The sequence below is a fragment of the Mesorhizobium sp. M2A.F.Ca.ET.046.03.2.1 genome (assembly GCF_003952425.1).
Taxonomy (GTDB): domain Bacteria; phylum Pseudomonadota; class Alphaproteobacteria; order Rhizobiales; family Rhizobiaceae; genus Mesorhizobium.
The window spans coordinates 6340550-6360312 of sequence record NZ_CP034449.1 but is presented as its reverse complement, the minus strand read 5'-3'; the positions used below and the strand labels follow the sequence as shown (position 1 = coordinate 6360312).

The following is a 19763-nucleotide window of genomic DNA, read 5'->3' as shown; positions in this document are numbered from 1 at the left end:
CCACTACTCATGCAACAGGGGAGACGGCCAAGCCGCCTCCCCTGCATTTCTTACGCGGGCGAACGCGCCCACGTCATGCAGTTACTTCTGCCAGCTCTTCACCAGCTCGTCGTAGTTGATGGTGATCGGCTTTTCCTTCTCGTTCTCGATCTTCAACTGTGGCGCGAGATTGCCCTTCTTGACCGCATCCGCGTTCCAATAGGCGAGGTCGTGCTCTTCGGCCATCTTCGGGCCAATATCGCCCTGGACGCCCGACTTCTCGATGCGGCTCATGACCTTTTCCTGCTCGGCGCAGAGCGAGTCCATCGCTTCCTGCGCGGTCTTGGCGCCCGACGATGCATCGCCGATCGCCTGCCACCAGAGCTGCGCCAGCTTCGGATAGTCAGGCACGTTGGTACCGGTCGGCGACCACTGGACGCGGGCCGGCGAACGGTAGAACTCGATCAGGCCGCCGAGCTTCGGAGCGCGCTCCGTGAAGCTCTTGTCGTGAATCGTGCTCTCGCGGATGAAGGTCAGGCCGACATGGCTCTTCTTCACGTCGACGGTCTTCGAGGTGACGAACTGCGCATAAAGCCAGGCGGCCTTGGCGCGGTCGGTCGGCGTCGACTTCATCAGCGTCCAGGAACCCACGTCCTGGTAGCCGAGCTTCATGCCATCTTTCCAGTAGACGCCATGCGGCGACGGCGCCATGCGCCATTTCGGCGTGCCGTCGTCGTTCATCACCGCCTTGGCGCCGGCGTCGACCATCGAAGCGGTGAAGGCCGTGTACCAGAAGATCTGTTGGGCAACCGCGCCCTGGGCCGGAACCGGGCCGGATTCGGAGAAGGTCATGCCCTGCGCTTCGGCCGGAGCATAGGCCTTCAGCCAGTCGAGATATTTCTGGATCGAGTAGACCGCCGCCGGTCCATTCGTGTCGCCGCCGCGCGCGGTGCAGGAACCGACCGGGCGCGAATTCTCGTCGACCTTGATGCCCCATTCGTCGACCGGCAGGCCGTTCGGAATGCCCTTGTCGCCGTTGCCGGCCATGGAGAGCCAGGCATCGGTGAACCGCCAGCCGAGCGACGGGTCCTTCTTGCCGTAGTCCATGTGGCCATAGACCTTCTTGCCGTCGATCTCGCGGCCGGTGAAGAACTCGGCGATGTCCTCATAGGCCGACCAGTTGACCGGCACGCCGAGGTCGTAACCGTACTTGGCCTTGAAATCGGCCTTGTTCTTCTCGTCGTTGAACCAGTCGTAGCGGAACCAGTAGAGGTTCGCGAACTGCTGGTCGGGCAGCTGGTAGAGCTTCTTGTCGGGCGCCGTCGTGAACGACGTGCCGATGAAGTCCTTCAGGTCGAGGTTCGGGTTGGTAACATCCTTGCCGTCGCCTGCCATCCAGTCGGTCAGGTTGCGCACCTGCTGGTAGCGCCAGTGCGTGCCGATCAGATCGGAGTCGTTGACCCAGCCGTCATAGAGGTTCTGTCCCGTCTGCATCTGGGTCTGGATCTTCTCGACGACGTCGCCTTCCTGGATCGTGTCGTGCGTGACCTTGATGCCGGTGATGGCCGAGAAAGCGGGCGCCAGCACCTGTGATTCATAGGAATGGGTGGCGATGGTTTCCGACACCACCTTGATCTCCATGCCGGCAAACGGCTTGGCGGCGTCGATGAACCACTGCATTTCCTTTTCCTGATCGGCGCGCGAAAGCGTCGACAGGTCGCCTATCTCCTTGTCAAGAAAGCTTTTTGCCTCGTCCATCCCGGCATAGGCGTGGCCCGCCCCCAGCAATAGGACAAGGGCGGTCGTCGATGTAAGAAATTGCCGTCGCATGTGTCTCCTCCAGTCTTAGGTTTTGAAGTGTGATCCGGAGTGGCCGCCAGCACGCGGCCGCTCCGACTGTTTCCCCCTCTATACGTATCGGAACACGCCAATGGCGTAGACCACGGAGAGAGCGAGAGCCCACCACAGGTTGGGCCCAACCAGACCCAGCCAAGCGAGATGGATGAAGGCGCTGCCGAGCAGCGAAAGGAAGAGGCGATCGCCGCGCGTCGTCTCGAAGCGCAGGACGCCGATACGCGGATTGCCGCCCGGCGAGACGTATTCCCAGGCCGCCATGCCGCACAGCAGAAGCAGGATGGTTCCGAAGAAGGCCGCCGTCGGCCAGGTCCACGCCATCCAGGAGAAGTCGAGATTCATGGTCACACCCTCCCCAGGGCGAAGCCCTTGGCGATGTAGTTACGGACGAACCAGATAACGACCGCGCCGGGGATCAGCGTCAGCACACCGGCCGCGGCGAGCAGGCCCCAGTCCATGCCGGCGGCCGAGACTGTGCGGGTCATGGTTGCGGCGATCGGCTTGGCGTCAGTCGTGGTCAGCGTGCGGGCGATCAGAAGCTCCACCCACGAGAACATGAAGCAGAAGAAGCAGGCGACGCCGATGCCGCTGGCGATCAGCGGCATGAAGATCTTCACGAAGAAGCGCGGGAAGGAGTAGCCGTCGATATAGGCGGTCTCGTCGATCTCCTTCGGCACGCCGGACATGAAGCCCTCGAGAATCCACACCGCCAGCGGCACGTTGAACAGGCAGTGGGCGAGCGCCACGGCGATATAAGTGTCGATGAGCCCGAAGGCCGAATAGAGCTGGAAGAACGGCAGCGCGAACACCGCCGGCGGCGCCATGCGGTTGGTCAGCAGCCAGAAGAACAGATGCTTGTCGCCGAGGAAGCGGTAGCGCGAGAAGGCATAGGCTGCCGGCAGCGCCACCGCCACCGAGATCACCATGTTCATCACCACATAGGTGATCGAGTTGATGTAGCCCGAATACCAGGATGCGTCGGTGAAGATGGTGCGGTAATTCGCGAGCGTCGGGTTGTGCGGGAACAGCGTCAGCGACGACACGATCTCGGTATTGGTCTTGAAGCTCATATTGATGAGCCAGTAGATCGGCAGGAGCAGCACGACGATGTAGAGCGTCGGCACGATCCACCACCAGCGCGATTCCTCGCCGCGGCGGCGCATCAGCTTCGCCACCTCGTCCTGCGACAGCGTGCTGCCCACTTCGGTGATCGCTGTTTCGCTCACGCGTGTCGTCTCGTTGGCGCCTGTCATCTGTCAGCGCTCCGCGTCGTAGTTGGTCATCACGGTGTAGAACACCCACGACAACAACAGGATGATCAGGAAATAGACCAGCGACATCGCCGCCGCCGGTCCGAGGTCGAACTGGCCGAGCGCCGTCTTGACGAGGTCGATCGACAGGAAGGTCGTCGAATTGCCGGGACCGCCGCCGGTGACGACGAAGGGCTCGGTGTAGATCATGAACGAGTCCATGAAGCGCAACAGTACGGCGATCAGGAGCACGCGCTGCATCTTCGGCAGCTGGATGTAGCGGAACACCGCCCAGCGCGAGGCGCCGTCGATCTTGGCCGCCTGGTAGAAGGCATCCGGAATGGAGACCAGACCGGCATAGCAGAGCAGCACGACCAGGCTCGTCCAGTGCCAGACATCCATGATGATGACCGTGACCCAGGCGTCGAACGGGTCCTGCACATAATTGTAGTTGAAGCCCAGCGCATTGACGTAATAGCCGAGAAGGCCGATGTCGTTGCGGCCGAACACCTGCCAGATCGTGCCGACGACGTTCCACGGGATCAACAGCGGCAGCGCCATCAGCACCAGGCAGACCGGCACGCCCCAGCCCTTCTTCGGCATGTTGAGCGCGATGAAGATGCCGAGCGGCACTTCGATCGCCAGGATGATGAAGGAGAAGATCAGGTTGCGCACCATCGCTTCCCAGAACCGGTCGGAGTGCAGCAACTCCTCGAACCATTCGGTGCCGGCCCAGAAGAAGACGTTGTTGCCGAACGTGTCCTGCCCCGAATAATTGACCACGGTCATCAGCGGGATGACGGCCGAGAAGGCCACCAGCACCAGAACCGGCAGGACAAGGAACCAGGCCTTGTTGTTCCAGGTTTTGTCCATCTAGGCCCCCATCTCTACGCGCCAGGAATCGGCATAGATGTTGATGCCGGCCGGATCGAACCGGACTTTCGGGTCGGCAGGCACTTCGTCGTCCTCGCCGATCACAGCGGCGATCTCCCTACCTTCCAGATTGGCGCGCACGACCTTGTGGCGGCCGACGTCCTCGACCTTGGAGACCTGCACCGCCATGCCATCGCGGCCGAGCCGCACATATTCGGGACGGATGCCGAGCTCGACGGCGCCGGCTTCCGCCTTCCCGGTAGCAGTCTGGGGCACGCCCGGAAGCTCGATGCGCTGCGCGCCGAGCTTCGCCGTCCTGCCTTCCAGCGCGACCGGCAGCACGTTCATGCCCGGCGAGCCGATGAAATAACCGACGAAAGTGTGGCGCGGCCGCTCGAAGAGTTCGGCCGGCGTGCCGATCTGCACGATCTCGCCGTCATACATGACCACGACGCGGTCGGCGAAGGTCAGCGCTTCGGTCTGGTCATGCGTGACATAGACCATGGTGTAGCCGAAGCGGCGATGCAGTTGCTTCAATTGCGAACGCAGCACCCACTTCATGTGCGGGTCGATCACGGTCAGCGGCTCGTCGAACAGGATGGCGTTGACGTCCGAGCGAACCAGGCCTCGGCCGAGCGATATCTTCTGCTTCTGGTCGGCGGTGAGCCCGCGCGCCTTCTTCTTCGCCAGCGAAGCGAGATCGATCATGTCGAGCGTCTCGCGCACCTTGCGGTCGACGTCCGCCTCCGGCACGCGACGGTTGCGCAGCGGGAAGGCCAGATTGTCGTAGACGGTCATGGTGTCGTAGATGACCGGGAACTGGAACACCTGCGCGATGTTGCGCTCCTGCGTCGACAGATTGGTGATGTCCCTGCCATTGAACAAAAGCTGGCCGTGCGAGGGATGCAGCAATCCCGAAATGATGTTGAGCAAGGTGGTCTTGCCGCAGCCCGACGGCCCAAGCAGCGCATAGGCGCCGCTATCCTCGAAGGTGTGATGCACCTCCTTCAGCGCGAAATCCGAATCCTTCCGTGGGTTGGGCAGGTAGGAGTGGCGGATATGATTGACGTCGATGCGCGCCATCTGATCCTCCTCAGGCTGCCAGCTTCGACGCCGTCACGGCGCGGCCGTTGTGGTCGAACACCAGGATGTGGCGCGGGTCGATGAACACCTCGACCTCGTCGTCCGTCTCGAAGTCGAGAATGCCATGCGCAAGCATCACCCAGCGCGCATCGGCGAAGTCGAGATGGACGAAGCTTTCCGAGCCGGTGATCTCGGTGATGGTGACCTTGGCACGCACCGGTACCGCGCTGGCGTTCGGCCGCTCCAGCGACAAATGATGAGGTTGGAAGCCGATCGTGTAGCTGGCGTCCGCAATGCCGGCGAGTTCCGGCGGCACCGGCAGCTTGACGCCGCCTTCGAGCAGGAAGTCCGCGCCCTTTTTGGAGAGCACGATGGTGTTGAGCGGCGGGTCGGCGAAGGTCCTTGCCGTCACCAGGTCGACCGGCTTGCGGAAAACCTCGACGGTCGGTCCGAATTGCGTGACGCGGCCCTCCGAAAGTGTCGCCGTGTTGCCGCCCAGCAAAAGCGCCTCGTGCGGTTCGGTGGTGGCATAGACGAAGATCGTGCCCGCGGCGGCGAAAATCTTCGGCAATTCGGCGCGCAATTCCTCGCGCAGCTTGTAGTCGAGATTGGCGAGAGGCTCGTCGAGCAGCACCAGGCTGGCGTTCTTGACGATGGCGCGCGCAAGCGCCGTGCGCTGCTGCTGGCCGCCCGAGAGGTTGAGCGGGGTGCGGTCGAGGTAAGGCGTGAGCTTGAGAAGCGCGGCGGCATTGCGCACTTCCTTGTCGATCCTTGCCTGGTCCACGCCTGCAACCCTGAGCGGCGAAGCGATGTTCTCGTAAACCGTCATCGCCGGGTAGTTGATGAACTGCTGGTAGACCATGGCGACGTTGCGCTTCTGCACTGGCTGTCCGGTAACGTCCTTCCCGTCGAACCAGACCGAGCCGGACGTCGGCGCGTCGAGACCCGCCATCAGCCGCATCAGGCTGGTCTTGCCGGAAAGCGTCGGTCCCAGCAGAACATTCAGCGAGCCGTGCTGAAGCGTCAGCGACACGTCGCGGATATGCTCCTGCGCACCGATCGTCTTCGTCACGTTCCTCAGTTCCAGCATCACGCCTCCTCCCGGCCTTGCGCTTCAGCAGTCGATCGTCATTCCGCCGCCGCGACGTGACGGCTGCTCAGCCCTCGCATGAATTCTTCCAGTGCCGCCGTCTGCTCGCGGCTGAAATGCAGGCCGCGCTTGGTGCGGCGCCACAGCACGTCATCGGCGGTGACCGCCCATTCGTTCTCGGCGAGATAGCGAACCTCCACCTCGAAAAGATCGGCGCCGAAATTGCGGCCAAGATCGGCATTCGACTTGGCGAGCCCGAGCAGCTTCTCCGCGCGCGTGCCGTAGAGCCGCGTAAACCGGCGCGCCAGCCTCTGGTCAAGGAACGGATAGGTTTTTTTCAGCCTGGCGACCTGCGCGTCGAAACCGGTGGCGGGAAAATCACCACCCGGCAGCGGCGCGTCATGCGTCCAAGGCTTGCCGCGCTTGCCGAGAAAGCCTTCGATCTTCTCAAGCATCGATTCCGCAAGCCGACGGAAGGTCGTGATCTTGCCGCCGAAGGCGTTGACAAGCGGGGCAACGCCCTCCCCGCCATCGGCCTTCAGCACATAATCGCGCGTCGCTTCCTGCGCCTTGGAAGCGCCGTCGTCATAGAGCGGACGCACCGCCGAATAGGTCCAGACGATGTCGGAGCGCTTCACGGCTACCGCGAAATATTCGCTTGCCGCAGCGCACAGATAGTCGATCTCAGCGTCGGAGATCTTCACATCGTGCGGGTCGCCTGGATAGTCGCGGTCGGTTGTCCCGATCAGCGTGAATTCTTCCTCGTAGGGAATGGCGAAGATGATGCGGCCGTCCTTGTTCTGGAAGAAATAGGCGCGCGGATCGTCGAACTTCTTGGCGACGACGATGTGGCTGCCTTGGACAAGACGGACATTATGGACTTCGTTCTGGCCGACGGCTGTCTGCAGAACGTGATCGACCCACGGGCCGGCGGCGTTGACGAGAAGCCGCGCGCGAACCTCTTCGGTGTCGCCGGTCAGCACGTTCTGCACCTTGACGGTCCATATTGAGGCGTCGCGGCGCGCGCTGACGACCTTGGTGCGGGTGCGGATGATGGCGCCCCGGTCGGCGGCGTCACGAGCGTTCAGCGCCACCAGACGAGCGTCATTGACCCAACCATCCGAATATTCGAAAGCCTTGCGGAACAATGGCTTGAGCGGCTTGCCTGCCGGATCGCTCGCCATGTCCAGCGTCTTCGTCGCAGGCAGCAGCTTGCGCCCGCCGATGTGATCGTAGAGGAACAGCCCGAGCCGGATCAGCCAGGCGGGCCTCAGGCCCTTGGCATAAGGCAGGACGAAGCGCATCGGCCAGATGATGTGCGGCGCGTTCTTCCACAGAACCTCGCGCTCCATCAGCGCTTCGCGCACCAGCCGGAACTCGTAGAATTCAAGATAGCGAAGCCCGCCATGGATAAGCTTGGTCGAGCCGGAGGACGTCCCGCTCGCCAGATCGTTCATCTCGGCAAGGTAAACCGAAAATCCGCGGCCAACGGCGTCGCGGGCGATACCGCAGCCATTGATGCCGCCGCCGATGACGAAAATGTCATGGATCGGGGATGTGTCCAAAAGTTCCTCCAACGATTTCGCATTGCACCATTTTTGTGTTTTACGAAACCGTGACGGAATTATTTCGAACTCAAAGCGAATGTCAAACGAAATTTCATCGCTGCGTGAAACAGCCATGAAGCACCGCTATTCGAGCGCCGTCTCGATCAGCCGGACCTCGGTCTCCTCGCAAATCCGGCGAATCGAGGGGATGTCGCAACGATCGGTGATGAAGGTATTCACCTGCGAAAGGTGGCCGATCCGGACCGGCGCCGTGCGCTCGAACTTGGTCCGGTCGGAGACCAGGATGACGTGGCGCGCATTGGCTATGATCGCCTGCGCCACCTTCACCTCGCGGAAATCGAAGTCGAGCAGCGCGCCATCATGATCGATGGCCGAGGCGCCGATGACGGCATAATCGACTTTGAACTGGCGGATGAAATCGACGGCCGCTTCGCCGACGACACCACCGTCGGAACCGCGCACCACGCCGCCGGCGATCACCACCTCGATCGTAGGATAGATGCGCATCCTATTGGCAACATTGATGTTATTGGTGATGACCATCAGCCCGTTATGGTCGAGAAGCGCCTTGCTGACTGCCTCGGTGGTGGTGCCGATATTGATGAACAGCGAAGCATTGTCCGGGATCAACCGCGCCGCCGCGCCGCCGATCGCCTCCTTCTCGTCGGCCGCGATCTTGCGCCGCGCCTCGTATTCCATGTTCTCGATGCCGGACGGGAACAGCGCGCCGCCATGGATGCGGGTGAGCAGCCGCTGATCGCACAGATCGTTGAGGTCCTTGCGGATGGTCTGCGGCGTCACATTGAAATGCGTCGCCAGATCCTCGACCAGAACCCGGCCGTGGTCTTTCGCCATCTGGATGATTTCGGCGTGGCGTGGCGAAAGAAACATCCGGGCGTCCCTCCATTTTCGTTTTTCTCCTCTATATCGGAAAACGAAAGCGAAGAAAAGGTATAAGCCGGCTAACGAAAATCATCTGATTGCAAAAGGCAAACCAGCGCGGAACGCGTCCACCCGCCTCAGGACGGGCGGCGGGCAATCTCGGTTATGACGTCGAACGCGGCGGCAACATCGGCCGCCGTCGACTCGAACTGCCCCGCCTGAAAGCGGATCGCCACGCGCCCCTCCACCCGCGTTTGCGTCAGGTAAATGCGGCCGTCGGTGTTGATGGCGTTGACCAAGCGCAGATTGTGCTCGTCCGGATTGGTACCCGATGGCGCTTTGTGCCGGAATGAGAACAGCGACAGCATCGGCTCGCTGACGAGCTCGAAATCCACTTCCCTGGCGAGCCGCGCTGCCAGTCCTTCGCTCCAGGCGACATGATTGCGAATCATGGCGCGCAAGCCCTCGAGGCCATAGGCCCGCAGCAGGAACCAGAGTTTCAGCGCGCGGAAACGACGCCCGAGCGGCACCGACCATTCCGAATAGTTGATGATGCCGTCGTGCCCCAACGTCTTCAAAAACTCCGGCTTTATGGCCAGCGTGCGCACCAGGTCTTCCGGCTGGCGAATAAACTGGATCGAGCAGTCGAACTGCGCACCGAGCCACTTATGCGGATTGAAGACGATGGAATCGGCGCCTTCGACGCCTGCCCAGAAATGCCGGTATTCCGGGCAGATCATCGCCGATCCGGCCCAGGCGGCGTCGACATGCAGGTAAAGCCCGTGCCGCTCCGCGACCGCGGCCACCGCGGCTATGTCGTCGGTGCCGCCAATGCTGGTGCCGCCGACGCAAGCGATGATGCCTGCGGGCAGCAAGCCGGCCGCGCGATCGGCGACGATTGCGGCCTCAAGCGCGGCCGGATCCATGGCGCGAAAACGTCCTGAGACCGGGATGCGGACGAGGTTCTCCTCGCCGATGCCTGAGACCCAGATGGCGCGGTCGATCGAGGTATGGACCTGGTCGGAGGAATAGACGCGCAGCTTGCCCTGCCCGGCCAGCCCCTTTTTGTTGCCCTGCCAGTCGAGCGCCCGCTCGCGCATGGTGAGCACCGCCGCAAGCGTCGCCGACGAGGCTGAATCCTGGATGACGCCGGAAAGGCCCTCGGGTAGGCCAAGCGCTTGGCGCATCCAGTCGACGATGCGCGTCTCGAGCTCGGTCGCCGCCGGCGAGGTCTGCCACAGCATGCATTGCGCGGCCATCGCCGAGACCAGATACTCCGCCACGACCGAGACCGGCGCCGCATTGGCGGGGAAATAGGCGAAGAAGCGCGGATGCTGCCAATGCGTCATGCCCGGCACGATCTTTTCTTCGAAATCGGCGAAGATCCTTTCCATCGGTTCGGCCGTTTCGGGCGGCGAAGCCTCGATGCTCCGGAAGATCTCGCCCGGCGCGATTGCCGGCCGCACCGGACGGTCGCGCAGGCCGGCGCGGTAATCGACGCCCCAGTCGGCCACCCGCCTCGACCAGTCGCGGAATGTCTCGTTGTCCATCTATCCTCCCGACCCCAGCCGCAATGCAGCGGGTAAGCCAGCTAAATGCCCAACCGGCCGCGACGTGCGGACCCTAACCGGGAAAATCCGGCAGGCTGGCAAAGGCCGCCTTCAAGGCGTTCGACCAGCCGTCGGATATGGTGCGGTAATAGGGATCGTCCTGGCCGATGCGCCTATTGAGCCCGACCTTGAAGCTGTCGTTCTCCAGGAACAGCAGATCGAGCGGCAGCCCGACCGAAAGGTTCGATTTCAGCGTCGAGTCGAAGGACACCAGAAGCAGCTTCACCGTTTCGGCCAGGCCCATTGTCCGGTCATAGGCACGGATGATAATCGGCTTGCCGTATTTCGTCTCGCCGATCTGGAAGAAAGGCGTGTCATCGGTCGACTCGATGAAATTGCCTTCCGGGTAGATCATGAACAGCCTGGGCGGACTGCCCTTGATCTGGCCGCCCAGGATGAAGGAGGCGTTGAAGTAGGAATCCGCCTTGTCGCCGTTCGGCGAGGCATGTTCGATGACTTCCTTGACCGTATCGCCGACGAGCCGCACCGTCTGGTACATGGACGGCGTCTCGAGCAGCTTCGGATGACGGTCGCCAACGGCCTTGTTGCGCTCGTCGAGCAGGCTGACCACGGCTTGCGTCGTGGCCAGGTTGCCCGCCGACATCAGCACGATCACGCGCTCGCCAGGCTCTTCCCAGACGTGCATTTTCTTGAAGGTCGAGATCGAATCCATGCCGGCATTGGTGCGCGTGTCCGACATGAACACGAGCCCGCGATCGATCTTGAGGCCGACGCAATAGGTCATGATTCTTCTTTAACAGCGAATCTCGTCGGAAATTACTGCTCTACCGTGACGGTGACGGCAAGCTTCTCTTGCGCCTGCCCCAGCAGTATCCCCGAGACAGGCGAGGCGTCGCGATAGTCGCGCCCCGTCGCCACCCGCACATAGCGTTCGTCGGGAGAAATACCGTTGGCCGGATCAAAGGCAACCCATCCGAGCCCTACGACATAGGCCTCGGCCCAGGCATGGCTGGCGGCCTGCTCGACGTCGGCATCCATCATCAGATAGCCGCTTATATAGCGGGCCGGAAAGCCAAGCGCGACGGCCGCGGCGATGAAGATATGGCTGTGGTCCTGGCAGACGCCGGATTTGAGCGCCAGGGCCTCTTCGGCCGGCGTCACGACGCTGGTCGCGCCTGGCTTGTAGGCAACACGTTCGCGGATCGCGCCCATCAGCGCGTGGAGCCGCTCGATCTCCGTCCCCTGCCCGACCTTGCCGGCCAGTTCACGAATACCGTCGCCGGCGGCGGTGAGCGGCGTCTGCTGCGCGAACAGCCAGAGCGGCGCGTAGCCTTGATGCGGGCCCGTCACGCCCGCCGTGTCATGCGTCGTCACCTCTCCCCGCGCCTCGACGACGATGGCGGTGTGGCCGCTCTCAGCGCTCACCAGCCGCGTGTCGTTGCCGAAATGATCGGTAAAGCGCACCTCCTCGCGTGCGCCTTCGACCTTGATCGCCCAGGAGCCGACGGTCTGCGTACGCCCGCTCAGGGGCAGCAGGCGCAGCCGCTGCAGCAGATATTGCACCGGCGCATCGTAGCGGTACTCGGTGCGATGGGTGATCTTGAGCCGCATGACGCCCGCCCTCAGCCCCGCTCAATGGAACCGGTAATCCTGGGCGATCTCGTCGCCCAGCCTGGTGTTGTCGCGAATGAACTCGGCCAGGAACTCGTGCAAGCCGTGATCGAATATGTCCTTGATCGAGCCTCTATTGAGCAGCGCCTGAATCTTCTCGGCCGTGGCGTGGCAAGCATGGCGCTCGCCATAGTCGTCGGCGAGGAATTTCAGGTGCTCGCCGAGGAAGCGATAGCAGAAGGTCAGCGAGCGCGGCATGCGCACATTGAGGATCAGATAGTCCGCGATATTCGTCGGCTTGTAGTCGGCCTCATAAACCCAGCGATAGGAGCGATGCGCCGACACCGAGCGCAGGATCGACTCCCACTGGTAATTGTCCAGCGTCGAGCCGACCCAAGACAGCGAAGGCAACAGCACATAATACTTCACGTCGAGGATGCGCGCCGTGTTGTCGGCGCGCTCGACATAGGTGCCGAGCTGCGAGAAATCGAAGATTTCGTTGCGCAGCATCGTGCCGTAGAACGAGCCGCGGATCAGAGCCGTCTCGCGCTTGATGGCATCGAGCACCGTCGGCAGGTCGCGCTCGTCGATCGGCCTCGCCAGCATGCGCTTCAGCGACATCCAGGCTTCGTTGATGCTTTCCCAGGTCTCGCGCGTCAGCGCCGTTCGCACCATGCGGGCATTGTTGCGTGCCGTCTCGATCGACGACATCGTGCTCGACGGGTTCGAGGTGTCGCGCAGCAGGAAGTCGGAGACGTTGGCAGCGGTATAGTCCTGGTATTTCTGTGAGAACGCATAGTCGGAGCCGGCGCTGAGCAGCACCGAATTCCATTCCTCTGACGCGTTCTGCGTGCGCGTCAGCGCCATGCGCAGGCCGGCATCGACGAGGCGCGCCATGTTTTCGGCCCGCTCTATATAGCGGTTCATCCAGTAGAGACCGTTTGCGGTGCGGCCAAGAAGCATGTGGATTTGCCTAGTGAATGGTGAATAGTGAATGGTGAATAGTTAGTAGTACCCAGCAACACTTCGTCATTGCCATCCTCTCGTAACTAGGCATCTGACCATTCACCATTTTACCGTTCACCATTCACCGCTCTAGTCGTCGAGTACCCACGTATCCTTGGTGCCGCCGCCTTGTGAGGAATTGACCACCAGAGAACCCTCTTTGAGGGCAACACGCGTTAGCCCACCCGGCACGATCTGGATTCGGTCCGAAACCAGCACGTAAGGCCGAAGATCGACATGGCGCGGCGACAGGCCCTTTTCGGTCAGGATCGGACAGGTCGACAGCGCCAGCGTCGGCTGGGCGATGTAGTTCGAAGGCTTCGCCTGCAGCTTTTTGGCGAACTCCTGGCATTCCTTCTTGGTTGCGGCCGGGCCGACCAGCATGCCGTAGCCGCCAGAGCCGTGCACTTCCTTGATCACCAGCTCGCTGATGTGCTCGAGCACATATTTGAGGCTGTCCGGCTCCGAGCAGCGCCAGGTCGGGATGTTGCCGAGAATGGCCTTGCGGCCGGTGTAGAACTCGACGATCTCCGGCATGTAGGAATAGATCGCCTTGTCGTCGGCGATGCCGGTGCCGGGCGCGTTGGCGATGGTGATGTTGCCGGCGCGGTAGACATCCATGATGCCCGGCACGCCGAGCGCGGAGTCCGGGCGGAAAGTCAGCGGATCGAGGAAAGCGTCGTCGACGCGCCGATAGAGCACGTCGATCTGCTTGTAGCCTTCGGTCGTGCGCATCGCGACATGGCCGTCAACGACCCGCAGATCCTGCCCCTCCACCAGTTGCACGCCCATCTGGTCGGCGAGGAAGGCATGCTCGAAATATGCCGAGTTGTAGGAGCCTGGCGTCAGCACCGCGATGGTCGGCGCGCCCTTGGCGCTTTGCGGCCTGACCGCTGCGAGCGACTGGCGTAGGAGCTGCGGATAATTCTCGACCGGCCGCACCTTGATCTTCTGGAACAGCTCCGGAAAGAGCTGCATCATCGTCTCGCGGTTCTCCAGCATATAGGAGACGCCCGACGGCGTGCGGGCATTGTCCTCCAGCACGTAGAACTCGTTCTCCGATATGCGGACGATGTCGACGCCGATGATATGGGTGTAGACGCCGGCAGGCGGCTTCACCCCGATCATCTCGGGCAGAAAGGCTTCGTTCCTGGCAACGAGATCCCTCGGCACGCGCCCGGCCCGCAGAATCTCCTGGCGGTGATAGATGTCGTCGAGAAAGGCGTTCAGCGCCTGCACGCGTTGCTCGATGCCTTGCGTCAGCCGGCGCCATTCGTGGCCGGAGAGGATGCGCGGCACGATGTCGAAAGGGATCAGCCGCTCGGAAGCTTCCTGCTCGCCATAGACGGCAAAGGTGATACCGGTCTTGCGGAAGACACGCTCGGCGTCCTGCATTTTCTGGGTAAGCCTGGCCGGGTCCTGCTCCTTCAGCCAGCGATCGTAAGCCTCATAAGGTCTTCTCAATCCGGAAACTTCCGGAAGCATTTCATCGAAGGCTGCCAATCGAGTACTCCCCTCTGAGACCATTTCACTGGCCTCGCCGGAGAAAATCAAGCGCAATCGATGATTTAGGAAGCCGTGACGGCCACTCTATGCAAATTGCCTAAATTTAAGGCACAGGCGGCAAGGTCGGGTCAGCCCCTGCTTGTCGACGGGGCATCGCCTGACCGGTCAAAATGCCCGGAAGGTCACGATGGTGAAGGTGTCCTTGATTCCGGGCAGGATCTGTACCCGCTCGTTGACGAAGTGACCGACGTCTTCCTCGTCGTCGACGTAGAATTTGGCCAGCAGGTCGTAATTGCCGGCGGTCGAGTAGATCTCGGAGGCGATCTCGGCGTCGGCAAGCGCGCTAGCGACCTCATAGGCCTTACCGAGGTCGCACTTGATCTGCACGAAAAATGCCTTCATTGCCCGGTCCTGCCGCCTGCATCGTGAATAAGCGGCCCTTGTGGCAGACTGCCGCCCGGCTTTCAAGCTTCACGCGCCGCGCAGCTCAAAGAGTGGCCGATCCCGCCTCCCGGCGCTGAAATGGCGAAACCTTCGCAGCTCGGTGAAACCACGTCATGCCGCGACGCGTATGTTAGAGTCGTTCGCCAGGCGAATTCCGGGAGGCAGCCCATGCGCCGCGCACTGTTCGCGTTAGCTCTTTTTCCAATGCTGATGACCTCGCTTGCCTTCGCCGGCGATGCGGAGGTCAAGGCCGCGCAGACGGTCATCGATAGCCAGCTGAAGGCCTTCATCGCCAATGACGGCGCCGTCGCCTACAGTTTCGCCGCGCCCAATGTGAAGCAGATCTTTCCGACCGTCGACACCTTCATGAACATGGTGACCAACGGCTATGCGCCGGTGCGAAAGCCCCAATCCTATTCCTTCGGCAGGGCCGAGCAGACCGGGCCCGGCTCGATCGTCCAGCAGGTACTGATCGTCGGGCCCGACGGCAAGGATTACGAGGCGGTCTATACGCTGCAGCAGCAGGCGGACGGCAGTTTCAAGATCACCGGCTGCAGCTTGCGCGCCTCGGCCTCGGTCAGCACCTGAGCAATTCCGGGAAGGCGCGCGACGGCCGGAATTTGGCCGGGCCCACTCTCAATACCGGCGCTGATACAATGTCCAGGCCAGGCCCGAAAGTCCCCAGCTCGTCGAGGCGTCGACACGCTCATAGGCCGACCTGCAGGTCGGCACGGCCTCGACATATTGCGGCTGCCGGTCGATAGGCCCCTCGAGGATCAGCCAGGACGGACGCTCGTCGCATATTTTGTCTAGGGAGACAAACAATGCCTGGCGGCCCAAGGCGTTTGGCAAAATAATCGACGGTCATCACGGTCCGGAATTGCTGGTTGGTGGCGTAATTCGCCGGGCCGTCACGCGTCATTCTGTCCACCATCGCTGCGTAGGACCCCCGCGCGCCGGGCACCCGCAGAACGAGGCCGGCCACCCCGATGACCGCGACGGCCGCTCCAGTCCATTGTTGGACGGCGGCTGCAGGCTCGCGGGAGCCGCTAACACGGCTGGTTTGTGCCCCACCCGACACCGAGGCTTGTTCCGAGACGAGCAAGGTCTGCGCCTTTGCCTGAAATCATCCCGGCAATCTATACAATCGCAGTCGTTTCAAAATGGTTCGCGCCCTCAAGCGGAGGCTTGAGGGTCTCGGGTCGCCTCAGGACATAAACCGGTGTTCAGTAGCGAGCCCGGCCGCCGGACATGTCGAATACCGCGCCCGTGTTGAAGCTGACGGCATCGGAGCAAAGCCACAGCACCAGCGCCGCGACCTCGTCGACGGCGCCAAGGCGCTTGAGCGGACTTGCGCCGATCATGTCGCTGACGACTTGATTGCCAAGTCGCCTGATAAGGTCGGTATCGATCGGCCCCGGCGCGACGCAATTGACGCGAATATCGGTGTCATTAACTTCGCGCGACAAGGCTTTGGTGAAAGCGATGATACCTGCGCTCGCCGCCGAATAGGCTGCAAGATTGGGCAATCCCTCCTTGCCGGCCAGCGACCCCATATTGACGATGCGGCCGCTGCCGGTCTTGCGCATGAACGGCAGAACCTGATGTGTGACCTCAAACGTGCCGATGAGGTTGACTCCGATGATGCGCTGCCACTCGGCCGGCTCGAAAGCCTCGAAGCTGCGATAGGGCCCGAGATAGCCCGCATTGTTAACGAGAATATCGACCCGGCCGCTCTCGGCGATCACTTCGCTCAGGGCTTTTCCGATATCGCCTGCCTTGGTTACATCCACCGTTTGGCTGCGGGTTCCGTCGAGTGGCGCTGGATCGGCATCCCATATCCAGACGTCGCATCCCGATCGCGCCAGTTGCATGGCCACGGCCTTGCCGATGCCCCTCGACCCACCGGTCACGATCGCCGTCTTGCCGGCGAAATCGAACGTCACAGCCATGGCTGATCCCTCAAGACAAGATTCTGCTCCTAGGCAGAACGTCCGTCAATCGGCGGGACCAGCGGCTAGAGCATGTCTCCCGACAGTGGGAACCGGTCTCGGGATAAAGACATGCGTAAGTCAAAGACCTGAAGCGCATCGAGCGAATCCGAAGGACTGCGACGCGCTTTAGATCGCCTGGATGTCGCCCCTCGCCCAGCCTTCGGCGATCTCGGCGGCGCGCGCTTCAAAAGCCTGCGCCTCGATGGCTGCCCGGATGTCCTGCATCAGCTTCTGATAATAGGACAGGTTGTTCCAGGTCAGCAGCATCGCTCCGAGCGACTCTTGCGAGCGCACCAGGTGATGCAGATAGGCGCGCGAGTAATCGCGCGCCGCAGGGCAATCGCTTTCCTCGTCGAGCGGCCGCGGATCGTCGGCATGGCGGGCATTCCTGAGATTGACCTTGCCGCGGCGCGTATAGGCGAGGCCATGCCGGCCGGCCCGCGTCGGCATCACGCAGTCGAACATGTCGATGCCGCGGGCTACCGATTTCAATATATCGTCCGGCGTGCCGACGCCCATCAGATAGCGCGGTCTGTTGGCCGGCAATTCCGGGCAGGTGATGTCGAGCATCTCCAGCATCACCGACTGCGGCTCACCGACCGCCAGCCCGCCGACGGCATAGCCTTTCAGATCCATCGCCTTCAGCGCCTGCGCCGAACGCACGCGCATCGGCGCGCTGTCGCCGCCCTGGACGATGCCGAACATCGCCTTGCCCGGCTGATCGCCGAACGCAATCTTGCAGCGCTCGGCCCAGCGCAGCGACAATTCCATGGCGCGCTCGATCTCCTTAGGTTTGGCCGGAAGCGCTGTGCATTCGTCGAGCTGCATCTGGATGTCGGAATCGAGCAGTCCCTGGATCTCGATCGACCGCTCCGGCGACATTTCATAAGGTGCGCCATCGATATGCGAGCGGAAGGTGACGCCCTGTTCGGTCAGTTTACGGAGCTTCGACAGCGACATGACCTGGAAGCCGCCGCTGTCGGTCAGGATCGGATGCGGCCAGCGCGCGAACTCGTGCAGGCCGCCGAGCCTGGCTACGCGCTCGGCGCCTGGCCGCAGCATCAGATGGTAGGTGTTGCCCAAAATGATGTCGGCGCCGACGCCGCGCACCTGGTCCATATACATAGCTTTGACGGTGCCGCCGGTGCCGACCGGCATAAAGGCCGGCGTGCGGATTTCGCCGCGCGGCATCGAGACAAGACCGCGCCTGGCCTTGCCGTCGCTGGCAAGCACCTTGAAGGAAAAAGTCTCAGCCATTGAATTCCTTGTCGTGCACCGGCGCATCGGGCGCCTGCTCGTCGAGCGACTGCCGGTAGCGGATGCAGCCGCGCATGAATTTCGGCCATGGCGGCACGGCGATCGACGGCTCGGTCTTTTCCGGCAAAAGGTCCCAGAGGTCGGGATGATGCCAGCACAGATCATGCCCGGTCGTGTCGCGATGCGCGCGGATGCCGGCGCGCAGCTTCCTCACTTCCGCGATCAGCCTATTGCGGTCCATGCCGTTGAGATCATCGTCCATCGCTCGTCTCCGCTCGGTAAAGCAGGCTGGCATCGCCATAGGAATAGAACCTGTAGCGGTTCTCGATGGCATGCGCATAGGCCGAGCGCATCGTCTCCAGCCCACTGAAGGCTGAGACCAGCATGAACAGTGTCGAGCGCGGCAGATGGAAATTGGTCATCAGCATGTCGGCGGTGCGGAAGCGATAGCCGGGCGTGATGAAGATGTCGGTCGGTCCGGACCAGGGCTCGATCCTGCCGTCCGCGCGAGCCGCGCTCTCCAGAAGCCGCAGCGATGTCGTACCGACGCAGATGATCCGCCCTCCCCGCGCCTTGGCGGCGTTGAGCGCCGCCGCCGTCTCGGCACTTACCGAGCCGGTCTCCGCATGCATCTTGTGGTCGGCCGTGTCGTCGGCCTTCACCGGCAGGAAGGTGCCCGCGCCGACATGCAGCGTGACGAAGCGGCGCTCGATGCCCCGGGCGTCGAGCGCGGCAAACAGTTCCGGCGTGAAATGCAGCCCGGCGGTGGGGGCAGCGACCGCGCCCTCTTCCCTGGCATAGATGGTCTGGTAGTCGGCGCGGTCGCGCTCGTCATCGTCGCGCTTCGAGGCGATATAGGGCGGCAGCGGAATGTGGCCGACGGCATGCAGCGCCTCATCGAGGAACGGCCCGGAAAGGTCGAAACCGAGCAGCGCCTCGCCAGCCTCGCCCTTTTCGAGCACCGTCGCGTCAAGCTGGCCGAGGAAGCAGGAACTGCCGTCATGACCGAAATGGATGCGGTCGCCGGCGGCGATGCGCTTGCCCGGCCGCATGAAAGCCTGCCAGCGGTCCGGCGCCACGCGCATATGCAGCGTCGCCTCGACCTGCGCCACCGCCTCGCCGCGCTTGCGCATGCCTTTGAGCTGCGCCGGGATGACCTTGGTGTCGTTGAACACCAGCACGTCGCCTCGCCTTAGCAGCGAAGGCAGGTCGCAGACGACGCGATCCTGCAATGGTTCGCCCGGCTCGACGACCAGCAGTCTGGCGCTGTCGCGCGGTTCCACCGGACGAAGCGCGATGCGCTCCTCCGGCAGCTCGAAGTCGAACAGGTCGACACGCATCAGAAAAGCCGGATGAGCAGCGCCCGGGCGAGCAGCATTACCGCGCCGGCGACGCGGCCAAGCGAGATTTCGCGTACCGCCACGCCAAGGAAGCCGACGCGGTCGATCAGCATGCCGGCGAGCAACTGCCCGGCGACCAGGAAGGCCATGAGAGCCGCAGCGCCGATGCGCGGCGTGAGAATGGTGGAGAGCGTGACATAGAAGCCGCCGAGCATGCCGCCGGCGATGAACAGCCAGGGCGCAGGCGCCTTCCAGTCGAGCGAAATGCCCTGCAGCCTCACCACCGCGAGGGCAATGATGCCAAGGACGATGGCGCCCGACAGGAACGAGAACGCCGCGGCGGCCACGGGAAGGCCGAGGCCGCGCGCCAGTTGCGAATTGATCGGCGCCTGGATGGCGATGAAGGCGCCGGACAGGATGCCGAGCAGGGACCAGACTGCGCCCATCATCGTTATG

The 19763-nt window shown here is 62.6% G+C and carries 21 protein-coding genes; 1 reads left to right on the top strand and 20 read right to left on the bottom strand.

Annotation, left to right across the window (positions count from 1 at the left end; all coding sequences use genetic code 11):
- Positions 1 to 81 precede the first annotated feature (81 nt).
- The 14 genes from EJ072_RS30310 to EJ072_RS30245 all read right to left on the bottom strand — a co-directional run bounded on the left by EJ072_RS30310 (position 82) and on the right by EJ072_RS30245 (position 14674).
- Positions 82 to 1809 carry an ABC transporter substrate-binding protein gene (locus EJ072_RS30310; protein WP_126082599.1) on the bottom strand — a complete coding sequence of 576 codons (1728 nt, stop codon included), beginning with the start codon at positions 1807 to 1809 and terminating at the stop codon, positions 82 to 84.
- 78 nt (positions 1810 to 1887) lie between these two features.
- Entirely contained in the window at positions 1888 to 2175 is a 288-nt protein-coding gene (locus EJ072_RS30305; RefSeq protein WP_126082598.1) for a DUF2160 domain-containing protein, read from the bottom strand.
- Positions 2176 to 2177: 2 nt separating this feature from the next.
- Entirely contained in the window at positions 2178 to 3086 is a 909-nt protein-coding gene (locus EJ072_RS30300; protein ID WP_126082597.1) for a carbohydrate ABC transporter permease, read from the bottom strand.
- Between the two features lie 3 nt (positions 3087 to 3089).
- Positions 3090 to 3956: a sugar ABC transporter permease gene (locus EJ072_RS30295; protein ID WP_126082596.1), complete on the bottom strand. Its 867-nt coding sequence runs from the start codon at positions 3954 to 3956 to the stop codon at positions 3090 to 3092.
- Positions 3957 to 5039, bottom strand: a complete 1083-nt coding sequence (locus EJ072_RS30290; RefSeq protein WP_126082595.1) for an ABC transporter ATP-binding protein — start codon at positions 5037 to 5039, stop codon at positions 3957 to 3959.
- A 10-nt stretch (positions 5040 to 5049) separates the two neighbouring features.
- Positions 5050 to 6129 carry an ABC transporter ATP-binding protein gene (locus EJ072_RS30285; RefSeq protein ID WP_126082594.1) on the bottom strand — a complete coding sequence of 360 codons (1080 nt, stop codon included), beginning with the start codon at positions 6127 to 6129 and terminating at the stop codon, positions 5050 to 5052.
- 38 nt (positions 6130 to 6167) lie between these two features.
- Positions 6168 to 7694 (bottom strand): glycerol-3-phosphate dehydrogenase, encoded by a 1527-nt coding sequence (gene glpD / locus EJ072_RS30280; RefSeq protein WP_126082593.1) that lies wholly within the window; start codon positions 7692 to 7694, stop codon positions 6168 to 6170.
- Between the two features lie 126 nt (positions 7695 to 7820).
- Positions 7821 to 8588, bottom strand: a complete 768-nt coding sequence (locus tag EJ072_RS30275; protein WP_042642634.1) for a DeoR/GlpR family DNA-binding transcription regulator — start codon at positions 8586 to 8588, stop codon at positions 7821 to 7823.
- 128 nt (positions 8589 to 8716) lie between these two features.
- Complete coding sequence (locus EJ072_RS30270) at positions 8717 to 10129, bottom strand: aspartate aminotransferase family protein (RefSeq protein ID WP_126082592.1); 1413 nt, start codon at positions 10127 to 10129, stop codon at positions 8717 to 8719.
- Between the two features lie 73 nt (positions 10130 to 10202).
- Positions 10203 to 10934, bottom strand: a complete 732-nt coding sequence (locus tag EJ072_RS30265; protein ID WP_042642639.1) for a peptidase — start codon at positions 10932 to 10934, stop codon at positions 10203 to 10205.
- A 32-nt stretch (positions 10935 to 10966) separates the two neighbouring features.
- Positions 10967 to 11761 carry a transglutaminase family protein gene (locus tag EJ072_RS30260; protein WP_126082591.1) on the bottom strand — a complete coding sequence of 265 codons (795 nt, stop codon included), beginning with the start codon at positions 11759 to 11761 and terminating at the stop codon, positions 10967 to 10969.
- A gap of 21 nt (positions 11762 to 11782) precedes the next feature.
- A complete protein-coding gene (locus tag EJ072_RS30255) occupies positions 11783 to 12724 on the bottom strand; it encodes an alpha-E domain-containing protein (protein ID WP_126082590.1) in 942 nt (313 codons plus the stop codon).
- Between the two features lie 132 nt (positions 12725 to 12856).
- On the bottom strand, positions 12857 to 14269 hold the full coding sequence (locus tag EJ072_RS30250) for a circularly permuted type 2 ATP-grasp protein (RefSeq protein ID WP_042642643.1): 1413 nt from the start codon (positions 14267 to 14269) through the stop codon (positions 12857 to 12859).
- A 168-nt stretch (positions 14270 to 14437) separates the two neighbouring features.
- On the bottom strand, positions 14438 to 14674 hold the full coding sequence (locus EJ072_RS30245; RefSeq protein ID WP_027166286.1) for an Lrp/AsnC family transcriptional regulator: 237 nt from the start codon (positions 14672 to 14674) through the stop codon (positions 14438 to 14440).
- 210 nt (positions 14675 to 14884) lie between these two features.
- On the opposite strand from EJ072_RS30245, the gene EJ072_RS30240 reads away from it, so the two are divergent.
- Entirely contained in the window at positions 14885 to 15304 is a 420-nt protein-coding gene (locus EJ072_RS30240; protein ID WP_126082589.1) for a DUF4864 domain-containing protein, read from the top strand.
- Between the two features lie 48 nt (positions 15305 to 15352).
- Here the strand turns inward: EJ072_RS30240 and EJ072_RS30235 are convergent, their stop codons facing one another.
- The 6 genes from EJ072_RS30235 to EJ072_RS30210 form a co-directional block, all read right to left on the bottom strand.
- On the bottom strand, positions 15353 to 15541 hold the full coding sequence (locus EJ072_RS30235) for a hypothetical protein (protein WP_126082588.1): 189 nt from the start codon (positions 15539 to 15541) through the stop codon (positions 15353 to 15355).
- Positions 15542 to 15942: 401 nt separating this feature from the next.
- The gene (locus EJ072_RS30230) at positions 15943 to 16668 is read right to left on the bottom strand and encodes an SDR family NAD(P)-dependent oxidoreductase (RefSeq protein WP_126082587.1); all 726 of its coding nucleotides are present in this window, start codon (positions 16666 to 16668) and stop codon (positions 15943 to 15945) included.
- A 168-nt stretch (positions 16669 to 16836) separates the two neighbouring features.
- On the bottom strand, positions 16837 to 17967 hold the full coding sequence (tgt, locus tag EJ072_RS30225) for a tRNA guanosine(34) transglycosylase Tgt (RefSeq protein ID WP_126082586.1): 1131 nt from the start codon (positions 17965 to 17967) through the stop codon (positions 16837 to 16839).
- Positions 17960 to 18229: a hypothetical protein gene (locus EJ072_RS30220; RefSeq protein WP_126082585.1), complete on the bottom strand. Its 270-nt coding sequence runs from the start codon at positions 18227 to 18229 to the stop codon at positions 17960 to 17962. The genes tgt and EJ072_RS30220 overlap by 8 nt, the downstream gene beginning before the upstream one ends.
- Positions 18219 to 19307, bottom strand: a complete 1089-nt coding sequence (gene queA, locus EJ072_RS30215; protein WP_126082584.1) for a tRNA preQ1(34) S-adenosylmethionine ribosyltransferase-isomerase QueA — start codon at positions 19305 to 19307, stop codon at positions 18219 to 18221. Before queA ends, EJ072_RS30220 begins: the two co-directional genes overlap by 11 nt.
- Positions 19307 to 19756, bottom strand: coding sequence for a DMT family transporter (locus EJ072_RS30210; protein WP_126082583.1), 450 nt, complete (start codon positions 19754 to 19756; stop codon positions 19307 to 19309). The genes queA and EJ072_RS30210 overlap by 1 nt, the downstream gene beginning before the upstream one ends.
- Positions 19757 to 19763: the final 7 nt, after the last annotated feature.

Bases quoted from the DNA above. Each gene is read 5' to 3' on its own strand.
- EJ072_RS30245 (WP_027166286.1), bottom strand. From the start codon at position 14,674: ATGAAGGCATTTTTCGTGCAGATCAAGTGCGACCTCGGTAAGGCCTAT.
- EJ072_RS30230 (WP_126082587.1), bottom strand. From the start codon at position 16,668: ATGGCTGTGACGTTCGATTTCGCCGGCAAGACGGCGATCGTGACCGGT.
- EJ072_RS30270 (WP_126082592.1), bottom strand. From the start codon at position 10,129: ATGGACAACGAGACATTCCGCGACTGGTCGAGGCGGGTGGCCGACTGG.
- EJ072_RS30255 (WP_126082590.1), bottom strand. From the start codon at position 12,724: ATGCTTCTTGGCCGCACCGCAAACGGTCTCTACTGGATGAACCGCTAT.
- EJ072_RS30305 (WP_126082598.1), bottom strand. From the start codon at position 2,175: ATGAATCTCGACTTCTCCTGGATGGCGTGGACCTGGCCGACGGCGGCC.
- queA (WP_126082584.1), bottom strand. From the start codon at position 19,307: ATGCGTGTCGACCTGTTCGACTTCGAGCTGCCGGAGGAGCGCATCGCG.
- EJ072_RS30220 (WP_126082585.1), bottom strand. From the start codon at position 18,229: ATGGACGATGATCTCAACGGCATGGACCGCAATAGGCTGATCGCGGAA.
- EJ072_RS30240 (WP_126082589.1), top strand. From the start codon at position 14,885: ATGCGCCGCGCACTGTTCGCGTTAGCTCTTTTTCCAATGCTGATGACC.
- EJ072_RS30275 (WP_042642634.1), bottom strand. From the start codon at position 8,588: ATGTTTCTTTCGCCACGCCACGCCGAAATCATCCAGATGGCGAAAGAC.
- EJ072_RS30265 (WP_042642639.1), bottom strand. From the start codon at position 10,934: ATGACCTATTGCGTCGGCCTCAAGATCGATCGCGGGCTCGTGTTCATG.
- tgt (WP_126082586.1), bottom strand. From the start codon at position 17,967: ATGGCTGAGACTTTTTCCTTCAAGGTGCTTGCCAGCGACGGCAAGGCC.
- EJ072_RS30290 (WP_126082595.1), bottom strand. From the start codon at position 5,039: ATGGCGCGCATCGACGTCAATCATATCCGCCACTCCTACCTGCCCAAC.
- EJ072_RS30285 (WP_126082594.1), bottom strand. From the start codon at position 6,129: ATGCTGGAACTGAGGAACGTGACGAAGACGATCGGTGCGCAGGAGCAT.
- EJ072_RS30260 (WP_126082591.1), bottom strand. From the start codon at position 11,761: ATGCGGCTCAAGATCACCCATCGCACCGAGTACCGCTACGATGCGCCG.
- EJ072_RS30210 (WP_126082583.1), bottom strand. From the start codon at position 19,756: ATGATGGGCGCAGTCTGGTCCCTGCTCGGCATCCTGTCCGGCGCCTTC.
- EJ072_RS30295 (WP_126082596.1), bottom strand. From the start codon at position 3,956: ATGGACAAAACCTGGAACAACAAGGCCTGGTTCCTTGTCCTGCCGGTT.
- EJ072_RS30300 (WP_126082597.1), bottom strand. From the start codon at position 3,086: ATGACAGGCGCCAACGAGACGACACGCGTGAGCGAAACAGCGATCACC.
- EJ072_RS30310 (WP_126082599.1), bottom strand. From the start codon at position 1,809: ATGCGACGGCAATTTCTTACATCGACGACCGCCCTTGTCCTATTGCTG.